The sequence below is a fragment of the Sinorhizobium psoraleae genome (genome assembly GCF_013283645.1).
GTDB classification, from domain to species: Bacteria; Pseudomonadota; Alphaproteobacteria; order Rhizobiales; family Rhizobiaceae; genus Sinorhizobium; species Sinorhizobium psoraleae.
On record NZ_JABEKV010000001.1, the window covers coordinates 1,071,868 to 1,086,078 of the forward strand.

The following is a 14,211-nucleotide window of genomic DNA, read 5'->3' on the forward strand; positions in this document are numbered from 1 at the left end:
GCGAGTCCCGTAAGGTCGCAGGAATTCTCGTTGCGAAACAACGTCTTGACTTTGGGGGTCGGCGCACGGACGATACCGCCATCGGTGCATGCCGTATCACAAGGATATACGACGGCCGCTCATGAATGATGCAGTGATCATCGCTCCGCAGCGGGCGTGGGGAAGGGGGCGGCTGGTTGCCAAATCCCGGAGCGGCCGCGCGTGCATTGCCGAACTCTATCAGGAAGGCTGCGCCAAGATCCGCCTGCCGCGAACCTTTGATGCATCGATGGAAGCAGTGCTCATCAACTCGTCCGGAGGGGTCACCGGCGGCGACCGGATAAGCTGGGCTTTCGAAGCGGGAGAAGGCACGGCGCTGACGTTGACGACGCAGGCCTGCGAAAAGATCTACAAGGCAAGTGCGGGAACGGCCGATATTTCGACGCGGATTTCTGTTGCGAGCGGAAGCCGGGTCGATTGGCTGCCGCAGGAAACCATCCTCTTCGACCGCGCATCCATGTCGCGATCGCTGGAGGTCGACCTTGCCGAAGACGCGACCTTTCTGGCGGTCGAGGCGGTTCTCCTCGGCCGCAAGGCCATGGGCGAGGTGGTCCAGGCTGGTCTCTTTCGTGACCGATGGCGGGTGAGAAGCGGCGGCCGGCTGCTGCATGCCGAGAACCTGACGCTCGCCGACGATATCGCAGCACTTGCCGGGCGCTCGGCGGTGCTCCGTGGCGCGGCTGCCTTTGCGACGCTGCTCTATGTCGGGACGGATTGCGAACCGATGCTTTCGAGGCTGCGAGGAACGATCGGCGACCGCGCGAGCGCCGGTGCCAGTCATTTTCGGGTTGCCGGTCGCGACAAGCTGGTTGCCCGCGTTGCGGCGACCGACGGCTTCGCTCTCAGAAAAATTCTCGTCCCGCTTATTTCGCACTTGCGTAACGATGCGTCTGTGCCGAAAGTCTGGACTCTCTGATCCCACAACCCATTGGACGGCGACGCATGAATCTCACTCCGCGCGAAAAAGACAAGCTGTTGATTTCCATGGCGGCGATGGTCGCTCGCCGGAGGCTGGAGCGGGGCGTGAAGCTCAATCATCCGGAGGCGATCGCCCTCATCACCGATTTCGTCGTCGAAGGCGCGCGCGACGGGCGGTCTGTGGCTGAGCTGATGGAAGCCGGCGCGCATGTGCTGACCCGCGACCAGGTCATGGAAGGAATTCCGGAAATGATCCACGACATTCAGGTCGAGGCGACTTTCCCCGACGGAACGAAGCTCGTCACCGTCCACGAACCGATCCGTTAGGAATGACAGGCGACGAGGAGCAGCTTTCCGACTGGAGCGACATGAACATTTGAAGAGGGGCAACCATGCTGAGCCTGCGTCCGAACTGCGAATGCTGCGATCGCGACCTGCCGCCCGCGAACCGGGACGCGATGATCTGCACCTTCGAGTGCACATTCTGTGCCGACTGCGCCGAAAATAGACTTGGCGGCGTCTGCCCGAATTGCAGCGGAGAACTGGTCCGCCGTCCCGTCCGCCCAGCGGCGATGCTCGTGAAATATCCGGCGTCGACGGAGCGCGTGCTGAAGCCGCAGGGTTGCGCGGGCGGCGAAGCGGCGTGAGAAGGAGAGGGAACATGATTCCAGGCGAAGTCATCGCGGCCGACGGCGAAATTGAACTGAACGCCGGTTTCGAGGCCGTCACCATCGAGGTTTCCAATTCGGGCGATCGTCCAGTGCAGGTCGGGAGCCACTATCATTTTGCCGAAACCAACCCGGGCCTGATCTTCGATCGCGATGCCGCCCGCGGTAAACGGCTCGACATTCCGGCGGGCACGGCTGTGCGCTTCGAACCCGGCCAGACGAGGCAGGTGACGTTGATCCAGCTTTCAGGCAAGCGCGAGGTGTTCGGCTTCCGTCAGGCGGTGATGGGCAAGCTATGAGGATTTCCGCCCCTCTCGTCGGCTTGCTTCTGCTGTCAGCGGTCTCCGCAGTCGCACAGGAACAGCCAACGGTCGATTGCCAGAATGCTGTGACGCAGACGGACATGAACATCTGCGCTGGCCAGGACTATGACAGAGCCGACGCGGAACTGAACAAGGTCTACAAGCAAGCGGTCGCTGCCACGCAGGCAATGGACAAGGAGCTTGGCGAAATCGATGCCGCCTATGTCGGGGCCAACGAGGCGTTGAAGAAGGCGCAACGGGCCTGGATCGGCTATCGCGACGGCCAGTGCGAACTGGCCGGGTTCGAGGCGCGCGGGGGCTCGATGGAGCCGATGCTGGTTTCCGGCTGCCTGGCGGAACTGACCCGCAAGCGAACCACCGAATTGAAGCAACTCCTGGAACCGAGCGGAAACTGATCGTTGAGCGGCCGCACCATCACGATCGTGGGTAATGGCGACGTGCCGGAAGGGGTGGCGGCCGTGATCGATGCCGCCGACCTCGTCATCCGCTTCAATGATTGCCGCTCGGTCGGCAAGGGCGGCTCCAGGACCGATATCGTCGCGGTCTGCAATACCGGCCGTCCTGCGCTTTCGATGCTCGGCGGCGGTCGATGGAAGACCAGCGAGGCAGTGCGCCAGGCGAGCGAGATATGGAGCGTTCGTTCCGGTGCGAAGTTCGCCGCCATGCGCGCGGATCTGGCGAGGACGCATCCCGACCTCGACGATCTTTGCGACGATTATACGACAGGTTTCGAGGCTTTCGCGCGCGCGACCGGTCGGCGCCATCGGGCGATCCCGATGGAAACGCATGAGCGGCTCGACCGCGATCTCGCTCTTTTCGAGCCGGCCCCTTATGTCGTACCGTCGAGCGGCTTGGTGGTGATCGCCGACATCCTGTCCGATTTCGTCCATCCTGGAGATGACGTCGTGCTTGCCGGTTTCGGCCACAGCGGCTGGGAATGGCATCCCTTTGCCGCCGAGCGCCACTACGTCGACGCACTTGTCGCCGAAGGCCGCCTGCGCCGTCTCGGCCAATCCCAATCTTCAGACTTTTCCCAAGGAGCCTGAGCCCATGCCTTACAAGATGTCGCGCGCAGCCTATGCCAACATGTTCGGTCCGACTGTGGGCGACAAGGTACGCCTCGCCGATACCGAGCTTTTCATCGAGGTCGAGAAGGATTTCACGACCTATGGCGAAGAGGTGAAGTTCGGCGGCGGCAAGGTTATCCGCGACGGCATGGGGCAAAGCCAGGTAACGCGCGAGGCCGGCGCCGTCGATACGGTGATCACCAATGCACTGATCGTCGACCATTGGGGGATCGTGAAGGCGGATATCGGTCTCAAGGATGGGCGGATCGCGGCGATCGGCAAGGCCGGCAATCCGGACACGCAGCCCGGAGTAACGATCATCGTCGGGCCGGGCACGGAAGTCATTGCCGGCGAGGGCAAGATCGTCACGGCCGGCGGCATGGACAGCCATATTCACTTCATCTGCCCGCAGCAGATCGAAGAGGCGCTGATGAGCGGCCTCACCTGCATGCTCGGCGGCGGCACCGGCCCGGCGCATGGCACGCTCGCAACGACCTGCACGCCAGGCCCTTGGCACATCGCCCGTATGATCGAGGCGGCGGACGCCTTTCCGATGAACCTTGCGTTTGCCGGCAAGGGTAATGCGTCTCTCCCCGGCGCGCTCGTGGAAATGGTGCTGGGCGGGGCCACTTCGCTGAAGCTGCACGAAGACTGGGGGACGACGCCGGCGGCGATCGATTGCTGCCTGTCTGTCGCCGACGAATACGACGTTCAGGTGATGATCCACACCGATACGCTGAACGAGAGCGGCTTTGTCGAAGATACGATCGCCGCGATCAAGGGCCGAACGATCCACGCTTTCCACACGGAAGGGGCGGGCGGCGGCCATGCGCCTGATATCATTAAGATATGCGGCCAGCCGAACGTCATTCCGTCTTCGACCAACCCGACGCGGCCCTACACGCTCAATACGCTGGCGGAACATCTCGACATGCTGATGGTCTGCCACCACCTGTCGCCCTCCATCCCGGAGGACATCGCCTTTGCCGAAAGCCGCATCCGCAAGGAAACCATCGCGGCAGAGGACATCCTGCACGACATCGGCGCTTTCTCGATCATCTCGTCCGACAGCCAGGCGATGGGCCGCGTCGGCGAAGTGGCGATCCGCACCTGGCAGACGGCCGACAAGATGAAGCGCCAGCGCGGGCGACTCAAGGAGGAGAGCGGCGACAACGACAATTTCCGCGTGAAGCGCTACATAGCCAAATACACGATCAACCCCGCGATCGCGCACGGTCTCAGCCATGAAATCGGCTCGCTCGAAGTCGGCAAGCGCGCTGATCTCGTCATCTGGAACCCGGCCTTTTTCGGCGTGAAGCCGGATATGGTGCTGCTCGGTGGCTCGATCGCCGCGGCACCGATGGGCGATCCGAATGCCTCGATCCCGACGCCGCAGCCGGTTCATTACCGGCCGATGTTCGGAGCCTATGGGCGGAACCGCACCAATTCCTCGGTAACCTTCGTTTCGCAGGCATCGCTCGATGCCGGGCTCGCGGGAAGGCTCGGCGTTGCCAAGCAGCTCGTTGCCGTCCAGAACACCCGCGGCGGTATCGGTAAGGCGTCGATGATTCACAACAGCCTCACGCCGCATGTGGAGGTCGACCCGGAAACCTACGAGGTGCGTGCCGACGGCGAGTTGCTGACCTGCGAGCCGGCGACGGTGCTGCCGATGGCGCAGCGTTATTTTCTGTTCTAGGTCGGGCTGCTCTGGGGCATTTGTGAATGAAGCGAACGGTCAAGCGGTTCTTCACGGCCGTTGTGCTCCTGCTGCTCGCCATCGCGTGCGGGGCTTTGATCCCGCGTCCCTTCATGCCTGTCCACGCCTCGTCCGAAATCGCGGGATCGCGACGAATCCTACTGCTATCCGGGCCGATTCACACCGACATCGCAATTCCCCTGGACGACGCGTTGCGCGCAAGGTTCGATTTTGTTGAAAGCGCTGGCGTGCCTCTTCGGCATCCAGACGCGGAATGGCTGATTTTCGGGTGGGGAGGGCGCGCCTTTTACCTGGAAACGCCGACCTGGGGCGATCTTAAACCGCTACCGGTTTTGCGGGCACTGAGCCTCGATCGTTCCGTGATGCACGTCGACATCGCAGCACGCATCGTCGAACCGCAGGCATCAGTTGCTGGATTTGAAGTCGACCATGCGGAGTTCGAGCGGCTTGTGACCTTCATATCCGACAGCTTCCGCACAGAAGCCGGCCAAGCCGTCCCCATTCGTAACTTCTCCTATGGTCCGGACGATCGGTTCTTCGAGGCGAGGGGCTATTTCAACGCCCTGTTCGGCTGCAACACCTGGACTGCCAGTGCATTGAGATCAGCCGGCATCCGGACCGGAATCTGGAATCCCTTTCCGGCGACACTTGGCGTCTCGCTCGACCTCTATAATTAGCAGCGCGAAAGACCGACGGGCGGGCCAGAAAGCCATGCAGTCGCCGCATGGCAGCCATGCCAGCCACCGAAATCGGCTCTTCGATGCTGCACTGCAGTGGAATCTTCGGTAGGAAAAGCTCTCACTTTTTCGCCGGCTGCGCTTCCTCCAAGACCGATCGCGGCCGGCAGCCTGTCCTGAAGGAGATGATGATGCTCGGCAGAAAAGTTCCCGCTGTAACCTTCCGCACCCGCGTCCGCGACGAAGCCGTCGGCGGCTCCAATCCGTTCCGCTGGCAGGACGTTTCGTCGGACGAGTATTTCGCCGGCAAGCGCGTCGTGCTGTTTTCGCTCCCGGGTGCCTTCACGCCGACCTGCTCGACCTACCAGCTTCCGGACTTCGAAAAGCTCGTTGCCGAATTCCGCGCCGAAGGCATCGACGAGATCTATTGCATCTCGGTCAACGACGCCTTCGTGATGAACGCCTGGGGCAAGTCGCAGAATCTCGAAAACGTCAAGCTGATCCCGGACGGCTCCGGTGAATTCACCCGCAAGATGGGCATGCTGGTCGCGAAGGACAATCTCGGCTTCGGCATGCGCTCCTGGCGTTATGCCGCCGTCGTCAACAACGGTGTCGTCGAGCAGTGGTTCGAAGAGGAAGGCTACTCCGACAATTGCGACAGCGACCCATATGGCGTTTCCTCGCCGCAGAACATTCTGGCGGCTCTGCGGTCGCAGAAGATCGCTGCCTGATAAAGCCGATCGCCGGCGCGTCCGGAAAGGCGCGCAGGCGCTGAAATAGAGAGAAGGCCCCCGTTTGCTCCGGCAGGTTGCGTGAAACCATTTCGCTTTCCGCCTTCCCGCTGGCGCCGGGGCCTTTTCTTGTTACATTGGTGCTGGAGAGGCGCGGCGAGAATCGATGGTTTACGTTATCGCATATCTGAAGGCACATGCGGGCAGGGGCGATGACGTTGTCGCCTTGGCGGCACCGCTGGTCGAGGCCACCCGCAAGGAAGCGGGCTGCGTCAGCTACGATCTCTACCGCAAGCCTACGGAACCGGACACCCTGGTCTTCGTCGAGAACTGGAAAGATCGCGCGGCCGTGGACGCACATTTTGCCGAGCCGCATCTGAAAGCCTTTCAGGCGGCGATGGCGGACGTTCTGGCGGACGCTCGCATCGAGGTCATGCACCCGGAAAGGATAGAGGTGATCTGACGTGCCTTATCGCTCGACCGAAGTTCTCTCGCCAGGCCCCGCAGACAAGGTGCCGCTCCACAGCGTGACCTTGGCGCATGACGAACGCCATCTGCGGCGCAAGCTGTTGCATCTCGAAAACGACGACGTGGTGATGCTCGACCTCAAGCAGCCGGTGATGCTCGCCGATGGCGATCTGCTCGTGCTGGAAGGAGGCGGCTATATCCGGATAAAGGCCGCCGACGAGGCGCTTTACGAGGTTCGTGCGCGAGACATTCTGCATCTCATCGAACTCGCCTGGCATCTCGGCAATCGGCATCTTCCGGCAGCGGTCGAGCAGGGACGGATCCTGATCGGCCGCGATCCCGTCATCCGCGTGATGCTCGAAGGCCTCGGTGCCACCGTCAGCGAAGTGACGGAACCCTTCCAACCACTGCGCGGCGCCTATCATGGTGGCGGGCACGGCCACGACAATCATGGGCATGGCGGTCACCACCACAATCATGGCTGACCAGGCCGACACACGGGCGCTCCTGCGTCTCGCCACCTGGCTATCGCCTGCTTTTCCGGTTGGTTCGTTTTCCTATTCCGGGGGGCTGGAGCAGGCGGTCCACGATGGCCTGGTGACCAGTGCCGAAGAGCTGCGGCTTTGGCTCGAAACGCTTCTGACGCGTGGTGCCATCTGGAATGACGCCCTTCTGCTGGCCGAGTGCTATCAGGCGCATGACGATCCACAACGACTGAAGGCGGCGAGCGAGTTGGCCGAAGCGATGGCCGGTTCGTACGAGCGTCACATGGAAACCATGCTGCAGGGCGAAGCGTTTCTTGTCGCTGCTCGCAACTGGCCGGGCGCCGTATTCGACCTGCTTGGGCCTGTAGCAGCCTATCCGGTGGCGGTCGGTGCCGTGGCGGGCGCGCATCGAACGGGACTGCGAGCTGCGCTTGCTGCCTATCTCGGTGCCGCGACATCGAATGCCGTTTCTGCCGCCATCCGTTCCGGCGTCATCGGCCAGCGCGATGGCGGCGGTGTATTGGCCGGTCTCGAAAGCACGATTGCCGCTATCGCCGATCGTGCTGCGAAAGCCCCGCTGGACGAGCTTGGCTCGGCGACAATCATGGCCGATATTTCGTCGCTGAGACACGAGACCCTGCACACCCGCCTGTTCCGCTCCTGATGGGCGGCCGCGTTCTGAAAGGACAAGCAAAGATGCCATCGAAAAACGGTCCCCTTCGCGTCGGTATCGGCGGCCCGGTCGGTTCCGGCAAAACGGCGCTGACCGACAAGCTGTGCAAGGCGATGCGCGAGAAATATTCCGTCGCCGTCGTCACCAACGACATCTACACCAAGGAAGACGCGGAGGCGCTGGTGCGCATGCAGGCGCTGCCGTCGGAGCGGATCGTCGGCGTCGAAACCGGTGGCTGTCCGCACACGGCGATCCGCGAGGACGCATCGATCAATCTCCAGGCGATTGCCGATCTCAATCGCCGGATTCCCGATCTCGACGTGATCTTCATCGAATCGGGCGGCGACAATCTGGCGGCGACCTTTTCTCCCGACCTCGCCGATCTCACGATCTACGTCATCTCGGTCTGCCAGGGCGAGGAAATTCCGCGCAAGGGCGGACCGGGGATCACCAGATCCGATCTCCTTGTAATCAACAAGAAGGATCTCGCACCTTATGTCGGGGCCGATCTCGATGTGATGGAGCGGGATGCGGAGCGGATGCGTGCGGCAAAGCCCTTCGTGTTTTCGGATATGAAGCGCGGCGACGGTGTCGACCGGATCGTCGAATTCCTGACGGTGGAGGGAGGGCTTTAGTCGGTCTAGACTGCGCGACGCGGACGGGTCAGAACTTCTCGAGCGCCTGCCGATCGCGGATTTCAATCACACGGCCTTTTACGGTGACGCCCGACTGGCGGAGCATCGAAAAAGCGCGCGACAAGGCCTCCGGCGCAAGGCCGAGCTTGCCCGCAAGGACGTTCTTCTGGAACGGCAGGCGGAAAGAGAAACTGCTCAGCCCATCCGGACAATGGCTGAGGATATAGCTCGCGACCCGCTGGGGCGCGGTGAGCAGACGGTCCTCGGCAAGGCAGTCTTCTGTCATCTTGCCATGGTGGCAGAGAAGTTCGATAAGCGCCTGGGCGACGTCGGTATTTTCCGCAGCAAGCTGGCGGAGCTTGCGGCTTTCAAGCCGCGCGACGATCAGAGGCTCCGCCGCCTGCGCGTTGGCGGTGGCGCGATGCTCCAGGAACATGGCGTTTTCGCCGAAGATCTCGCCCTTGGGGAAAACGGCGATATCGGCTTCGCGACCGTCCTTGCCCAATCGGTAGAGACGAACAAGTCCCGAGAGCACGAAGAAGACGTGGTCGACCGGCTCGTCCTGACGAAACAGGATATCGTGCTCTTCGTGGGTGGAAGCGATTGTCCCGTCGAGGATGGCCTCTGCCGTCGCCCGCGGTAGTCTCGCGAAGAAACGTGAATCGAAAAGAACGGCTCTATCGTTCGAGGTCAGTCGCAGGGTCTTCATCGTGCCATCCCGAATGGATCGAACCGACCCTAATCGGTCATCGAGACATGCGGATTGACCCTAATCAAATAATTTTCACAAAATATGGCCCGCGCATGGCTGCGCGGGCTTCAGGTGACGGTTCGCGTCTGCTGACGCAGACGCCTCTATTCTGCAGCAAGCGCGGGATGGTTGATGACCTTGCGGTCGGATTTGCCGTCACGCTGCGCTTCCAGCGTCTTGATGCGCTGCTGCAGTTCCTCGATCGTATCGCCATGCTCGGCCACCCGTTCGGTGAGCGCCGCGCTGTCGAGCGGCAGGTTTTCCTCGTCCTTCTTGCCGACGAACCGACCGAAGATGCGGGCAAGCAGCCGCGACAGGTCGTCCATGATCAGGAAGAAGGAAGGAACGACGACGAGGCTCAGCACGGTCGAGACGATGATGCCGCCGATCACCGCGATCGCCATCGGCGCACGGAAGGAGCCGCCTTCGCCGACGCCAAGGGCCGACGGCAGCATGCCCGCGGACATGGCGATCGACGTCATGACGATCGGGCGGGCGCGTTTGCGGCCGGCCTCGATCATCGCCAATCCCCGGTCCATGCCGTGATGCATCATTTCGATTCCGAAATCGACGAGCAGGATCGCGTTCTTGGTGACGATGCCCATCAGCATCAGGATACCGATCAGGACGGGCATCGAGAGCGCGTTCTGAGTGAGGATCAGCCCGGCCGCCACGCCGCCGATCGCGAGCGGCAGCGAGAACAGGATTGTGAACGGCTGGATGACATCCTTGAACAGCAGGATGAGCACCACCAACACCATCATCAGGCCCAACAGCATGGCGTTGCCGAAGCTCTCCTGCATCTCGGCCTGCACTTCGGCATCGCCGCTTTCGAGGAACTCGACGGTACCCGGCAACTTCGCTTCGGCCGCGATCTGCTTGAAGCGATCGGACGCGGTGTTGAGCGCAACGCCGATCGGCAGGTCCGCGCCAAGTGCCACGACGCGGTTGCGGTCGTAGCGCTTGATCGAGCTCGGGCCTTCCGAATAGTTGATGTCCGCGACGCTTGAAAGCGGAACTGTAGCGCCCGATGCGGTCTGGATCTTCAGGTTGCGGATCGCCGCGATATCGGTGCGGAAATCGCGGTTGAGCTGAACCCGGATCGGAATCAGCCGGCCGTCGAGCGCGATCTTCGTGAGCGCGGCGTCGATATCGCCAATCGTAGCGACACGGATCACCTCGGAGATCTGGGCGGTCGTGATGCCAAGGCGGGACATCTGGTCAGCGCGTGGACGGATCTGCAGCTCCGGCCGCGGCAGCGCGCCATCGGGGCTGACATTGGCGAGCAGCGGATCGCTGCGCAGCTTCGCCTCGAGGGTCGCCACAGCCGCGTCCAGATCCGCCTCGTTGTTCGAGAGCAGGTTAAAGGACAGGTCGCGTTCGCCGCGGTCGTTCAGCTTAATGACCCGAACGTCGGGGATCGATTGCAGTCGCGCAAAGATCTCCTTTTCGATCTGCGACTGCGGCTTGGTGCGCCCAGCGGGTGGCAGCTTCGGCAGGTATTGGCCGATCAGCGGCGTGCGGCCGATGACGTCGTTGACGATCTTGTTGATCAGCGAATGGTCCAGCTTCTTGAGAAGCACGGTCACGGCAGCGCGGCGCAGCTCCAAGTCACCCTTGGGCGATGCGCCGCCAAGCACGAAGACGTTTTCGACGCCTTCGATGTCCTTGACGCGGTTGTAGATTTCCGCTGTCGTCCGGTCCGTGTCCTCGAGCATCGCGTCCGGCGGAAGCTCAATCGACAGGCTGACGCGCGATGCGTCCTCGGGCGGGAGGAAGCTGCCCGGAACCTGGAACAGGAAGTAGACGGAAACGACGAGGCAGGCGATGGCGGCGAGAAGCGTCGTATAGCGCCAGCGCGTCGTCACGCGTATGAGGCCCGTATAGAGCTTCATGATCGCGCTGTCGTCGTCACCGTGGTGGCCGCCGCCGACGTCGGTGGGCTTCATCAAGTAGGCCGCCATCACGGGTGTGATCAGGCGGGCGACCAGCAGCGAGAAGAACACGGAAACAGCGACCGTAAGGCCGAACTGGATGAAGTATTGGCCCGGGATGCCCGGCATGAACGAGACCGGGACAAAGACCGCGATGATGGTGAACGTGGTGGCGATTACCGCAAGACCGATCTCGTCCGCCGCTTCGATCGCGGCCTTGTAAGGCGACTTGCCCATGCGGATATGCCGCTCGATATTCTCGATCTCGACGATCGCGTCATCGACGAGGATACCTGTCGCGAGCGTCATCGCCAGGAAGCTCACAAGGTTGAGCGAGAAACCGAGAAGCTCCATCACCCAGAAGGTTGGAATGGCCGAGAGCGGCAGCGCGACCGCCGAAATCAATGTCGCGCGCCAGTTGCGCAGGAAAAGCATTACGACGAGGACGGCGAGCAGGGCGCCTTCGATCAGCGTGTGAATAGCGGCCTCGTAGTTGCCGTAGGTGAAGTAGACCGAATCGTCCACCTTCTCGATAGTGACATCCGGATGTTTCGCCCGGATTTCGTCGAGCGTCTTGGCGACCGTTTCGGCGACGGTCGCTTCGCTGGCGCCCTTGGCGCGGAATACCGCGAAGGTGACGCCGGGGTTGCCGTTAAAGCGGGAAAACGACTTCGGCTCCTCATAGGTGTCGGTCACCGTGCCGAGTTGCGACAGGCGAACGAAGCGACCGTTCGGGAGCGAAATCATCGTATTGGAAAGCTCGGCTACGTCGCGCGTGTCGCCGAGCGTACGGATCGCCTGTTCGCTGCCGCCGACCTGGCCGCGGCCGGAACCGAGATCCATGTTCATCCGGCGAAGCTGACCGTTGACATCGGCGGCCGTGATGCCGAAGGAGTTCAGCCGGTCTTCATTGAGTTCGATGCGGACTTCGCGGTCGGAGCCGCCGTAACGGTCGACACGGCCGATGCCGCTTTTACCCTGGATCGCGCGCTTGATCGTGTCGTCGACGAACCAGGAGAGTTCCTCGAGCGTCATACCGGGGGAGGACACGGCGAACGTCTGGATCGCCTGGCCTTCGACGTCGACCTTGGAGACGATCGGCTCTTCGATCGAGGTCGGCAGGTCGCTGCGGATGCGGTCGATCGCGTCCTTGACGTCCTGCACTGCTTGAGTCGTCGGCACTTCCATGCGGAAGATGACAGCGGTGGTGGAACTGCCGTCGGTGATCGTCGATTGGATGTGGTCTACGCCCGAAACACCCGCGACCGCATCCTCGATCTCCTTGGTAACCTGGGTCTCGAGTTCGGCGGGGGCGGCACCGCTCTGCGTGACGCTGATCTGAACGATCGGCACGTCGATGTTCGGGAAGCGGGTGATCGGCAAGGAATTGAACGACTGCCAGCCGAGCACGACCAGTACAAAAAAGGCAAGGATGGGAGCGACCGGATTGCGGATAGACCAGGCGGAGAAGTTCATGGTCGCTGTTCCCGTCAGTTGGTTGCCGGTTGCGCGGATTTGACCGGCTTGATGCGGTCACCGTCGCGTACATAGGCGCCGGCCTTTGCCACTGCCTGTTCACCTGCCTTGAGGCCGGAAAGGATTTCGACGTACTGTCCGTCCTGGATACCGGTTACGACCGGAACCAGCCGGACCACGCCGTCTTCGACCTTACGGACGATCGCCTTACCGTCTTCTGCTGTAACAGCCGTTTGCGGCAAAACAACCGTTTGCTTCTGCTGAACGATGATGGTCGCGGCGGCATACATGCCGGAGCGGGCCTTGGAGGTGTCGCTGAGAGTAATATGCACTTTTCCAAGCCGCGTCTGCGGGTCCACGATCGGTGCGATCAGACGAATCTTGCCCTCGATCGTCGTGCTGCTGCCGGCAAGCCTTACGGTCGCCGGCTGGCCGACCGCAAGTTTGATGATGTCTGCTTCGGCGACATCCGCCTTCATCTCGATGATGCCATCGCGGATGATCGCGAACAGCGGCTCGCCGCTGCCGCTGGCGATGGCGCCGACCTTGGCGTTCTTGACGGAAATGACGCCGCTGACGGGCGCTTTCACCGCGGTGCGGGCGAGGCGGAGGTCGATGTCATCGATCTGAGCCTGGACCACCTTGATGTCGGCGGTGGCAACGCCGACGGATTGCTCGGCGGAGCGGACGCGGGCGCGTGCGGCGACCGCAAGTGCCCTCACGCGATCGGCCTCTGCCGTCGGCACGGTGCCGTTTTCAGATAGCCGCGCTGCACGGTCGGCGACCCGCGTTGCTTCCTCGGAATTCGCCGTGGCCTCAGCGAGCTGGGCGCGCAATTGCGCGAGAGCGGCTTCCGCTTTTGCGAGATTGGCTTCGAGCTGGCTCCTCTGCAAGAGAAGCGCATCGTCGTTGAGAACGACCAGGGTGCTGCCTTCTTCGACCGTGTCGCCGACATCGACATTCAGCGATCGGATGGAGAGACCGTCGACCAGCGGCGAAACATAGGTTTCCTCGACAGCCTCGATGGAGCCCGTCGCGATGACGCGGTCACTGATCGATTGCTGCACCGCCTCGGTAACGACGATAGAGGGCAGAGCCTGCGATTGTTGCGGCTTGACGGCTTCTTCGGCGAAGGCGCTGGAAAATGCGCTGAGCGTCATTGCCGCGCAGGCGCTGAAAAGAGGTAGGAGTCTCTGAGCCATCGGCCAATTTCCCAAAAAATGAAATGCCGGACATCGCCCTGGATGGCGAACGTCTGGCTTAATTCACGCTGTTTCTTGTGTTCCAGCGCCGGCGGCGGATCGCCAAGTGGCAGTCGTGGCCCACAAGCTTAAAAATCTTTGCCCCAATGCAGGCGGTTTCAAACCGCATACATCGAGTCCAGGAAAAAGTTCCCTAAACGGCAATGCTTAAGAAAACGATTTCCTCCCTGCGCCTGCCCACCCAAACGCTTTGGCCTATGTAATCGTCGCGCGAAATGCTTACAAGGTCGCTGAAGCGATGGTGCCTCATTATTACTATTCTTGTGTGTCTCGCGATGCAATACTGGTAGTGCGGCAAAGGGCTCAACTTAGGCGCGACCTTTTGTCTGCGGCCTCCGCTGATCCTGCTGCGCCGTCCCTTCCGATGCACAAAGGTCGCCGCAGCAC

Annotated in this window: 16 protein-coding genes; 13 read left to right on the forward strand and 3 right to left on the reverse strand. The window is 62.0% G+C overall.

All coding sequences use genetic code 11. From position 1 onward, the window contains the following. Nucleotides 1-121 precede the first annotated feature (121 nt). The 13 genes from ILFOPFJJ_RS04875 to ureG all read left to right on the forward strand — a co-directional run bounded on the left by ILFOPFJJ_RS04875 (nucleotide 122) and on the right by ureG (nucleotide 8,401). Nucleotides 122-955 carry an urease accessory protein UreD gene (locus ILFOPFJJ_RS04875; RefSeq protein WP_173509404.1) on the forward strand — a complete coding sequence of 278 codons (834 nt, stop codon included), beginning with the start codon at nucleotides 122-124 and terminating at the stop codon, nucleotides 953-955. Between the two features lie 26 nt (nucleotides 956-981). After that, the gene (locus tag ILFOPFJJ_RS04880; RefSeq protein WP_173509405.1) at nucleotides 982-1,284 is read left to right on the forward strand and encodes an urease subunit gamma; all 303 of its coding nucleotides are present in this window, start codon (nucleotides 982-984) and stop codon (nucleotides 1,282-1,284) included. 65 nt (nucleotides 1,285-1,349) lie between these two features. Continuing rightward, nucleotides 1,350-1,604 (forward strand): DUF1272 domain-containing protein, encoded by a 255-nt coding sequence (locus ILFOPFJJ_RS04885; RefSeq protein WP_173509406.1) that lies wholly within the window; start codon nucleotides 1,350-1,352, stop codon nucleotides 1,602-1,604. A gap of 14 nt (nucleotides 1,605-1,618) precedes the next feature. After that, nucleotides 1,619-1,924: an urease subunit beta gene (locus tag ILFOPFJJ_RS04890; RefSeq protein WP_173509407.1), complete on the forward strand. Its 306-nt coding sequence runs from the start codon at nucleotides 1,619-1,621 to the stop codon at nucleotides 1,922-1,924. Continuing rightward, nucleotides 1,921-2,343 carry a lysozyme inhibitor LprI family protein gene (locus ILFOPFJJ_RS04895; RefSeq protein WP_173509408.1) on the forward strand — a complete coding sequence of 141 codons (423 nt, stop codon included), beginning with the start codon at nucleotides 1,921-1,923 and terminating at the stop codon, nucleotides 2,341-2,343. The genes ILFOPFJJ_RS04890 and ILFOPFJJ_RS04895 overlap by 4 nt, the downstream gene beginning before the upstream one ends. A 3-nt stretch (nucleotides 2,344-2,346) precedes the next feature. Beyond that, entirely contained in the window at nucleotides 2,347-2,994 is a 648-nt protein-coding gene (locus tag ILFOPFJJ_RS04900) for a Urease operon accessory protein (protein ID WP_173509409.1), read from the forward strand. Between the two features lie 4 nt (nucleotides 2,995-2,998). Continuing rightward, nucleotides 2,999-4,711: an urease subunit alpha gene (gene ureC / locus ILFOPFJJ_RS04905; protein WP_173509410.1), complete on the forward strand. Its 1,713-nt coding sequence runs from the start codon at nucleotides 2,999-3,001 to the stop codon at nucleotides 4,709-4,711. A gap of 26 nt (nucleotides 4,712-4,737) precedes the next feature. After that, a complete protein-coding gene (locus ILFOPFJJ_RS04910; RefSeq protein WP_173509411.1) occupies nucleotides 4,738-5,409 on the forward strand; it encodes a TIGR02117 family protein in 672 nt (223 codons plus the stop codon). Nucleotides 5,410-5,600: 191 nt separating this feature from the next. Next, complete coding sequence (locus ILFOPFJJ_RS04915; protein WP_173509412.1) at nucleotides 5,601-6,140, forward strand: peroxiredoxin; 540 nt, start codon at nucleotides 5,601-5,603, stop codon at nucleotides 6,138-6,140. 166 nt (nucleotides 6,141-6,306) lie between these two features. Then, nucleotides 6,307-6,603: a putative quinol monooxygenase gene (locus tag ILFOPFJJ_RS04920; protein ID WP_173509413.1), complete on the forward strand. Its 297-nt coding sequence runs from the start codon at nucleotides 6,307-6,309 to the stop codon at nucleotides 6,601-6,603. A gap of 1 nt (nucleotide 6,604) precedes the next feature. Then, entirely contained in the window at nucleotides 6,605-7,093 is a 489-nt protein-coding gene (gene ureE / locus ILFOPFJJ_RS04925) for an urease accessory protein UreE (RefSeq protein ID WP_173509414.1), read from the forward strand. Continuing rightward, complete coding sequence (locus tag ILFOPFJJ_RS04930; RefSeq protein WP_173510157.1) at nucleotides 7,086-7,757, forward strand: urease accessory protein UreF; 672 nt, start codon at nucleotides 7,086-7,088, stop codon at nucleotides 7,755-7,757. Before ureE ends, ILFOPFJJ_RS04930 begins: the two co-directional genes overlap by 8 nt. A gap of 32 nt (nucleotides 7,758-7,789) precedes the next feature. Further along, nucleotides 7,790-8,401, forward strand: coding sequence for an urease accessory protein UreG (gene ureG / locus ILFOPFJJ_RS04935; protein WP_173509415.1), 612 nt, complete (start codon nucleotides 7,790-7,792; stop codon nucleotides 8,399-8,401). Nucleotides 8,402-8,429: 28 nt separating this feature from the next. Here the strand turns inward: ureG and ILFOPFJJ_RS04940 are convergent, their stop codons facing one another. The 3 genes from ILFOPFJJ_RS04940 to ILFOPFJJ_RS04950 form a co-directional block, all read right to left on the reverse strand. Continuing rightward, on the reverse strand, nucleotides 8,430-9,110 hold the full coding sequence (locus ILFOPFJJ_RS04940) for a Crp/Fnr family transcriptional regulator (RefSeq protein ID WP_173509416.1): 681 nt from the start codon (nucleotides 9,108-9,110) through the stop codon (nucleotides 8,430-8,432). Between the two features lie 146 nt (nucleotides 9,111-9,256). Next, nucleotides 9,257-12,562, reverse strand: a complete 3,306-nt coding sequence (locus tag ILFOPFJJ_RS04945; RefSeq protein ID WP_173509417.1) for an efflux RND transporter permease subunit — start codon at nucleotides 12,560-12,562, stop codon at nucleotides 9,257-9,259. Nucleotides 12,563-12,576: 14 nt separating this feature from the next. Next, nucleotides 12,577-13,764, reverse strand: coding sequence for an efflux RND transporter periplasmic adaptor subunit (locus tag ILFOPFJJ_RS04950; RefSeq protein WP_173509418.1), 1,188 nt, complete (start codon nucleotides 13,762-13,764; stop codon nucleotides 12,577-12,579). Nucleotides 13,765-14,211: the final 447 nt, after the last annotated feature.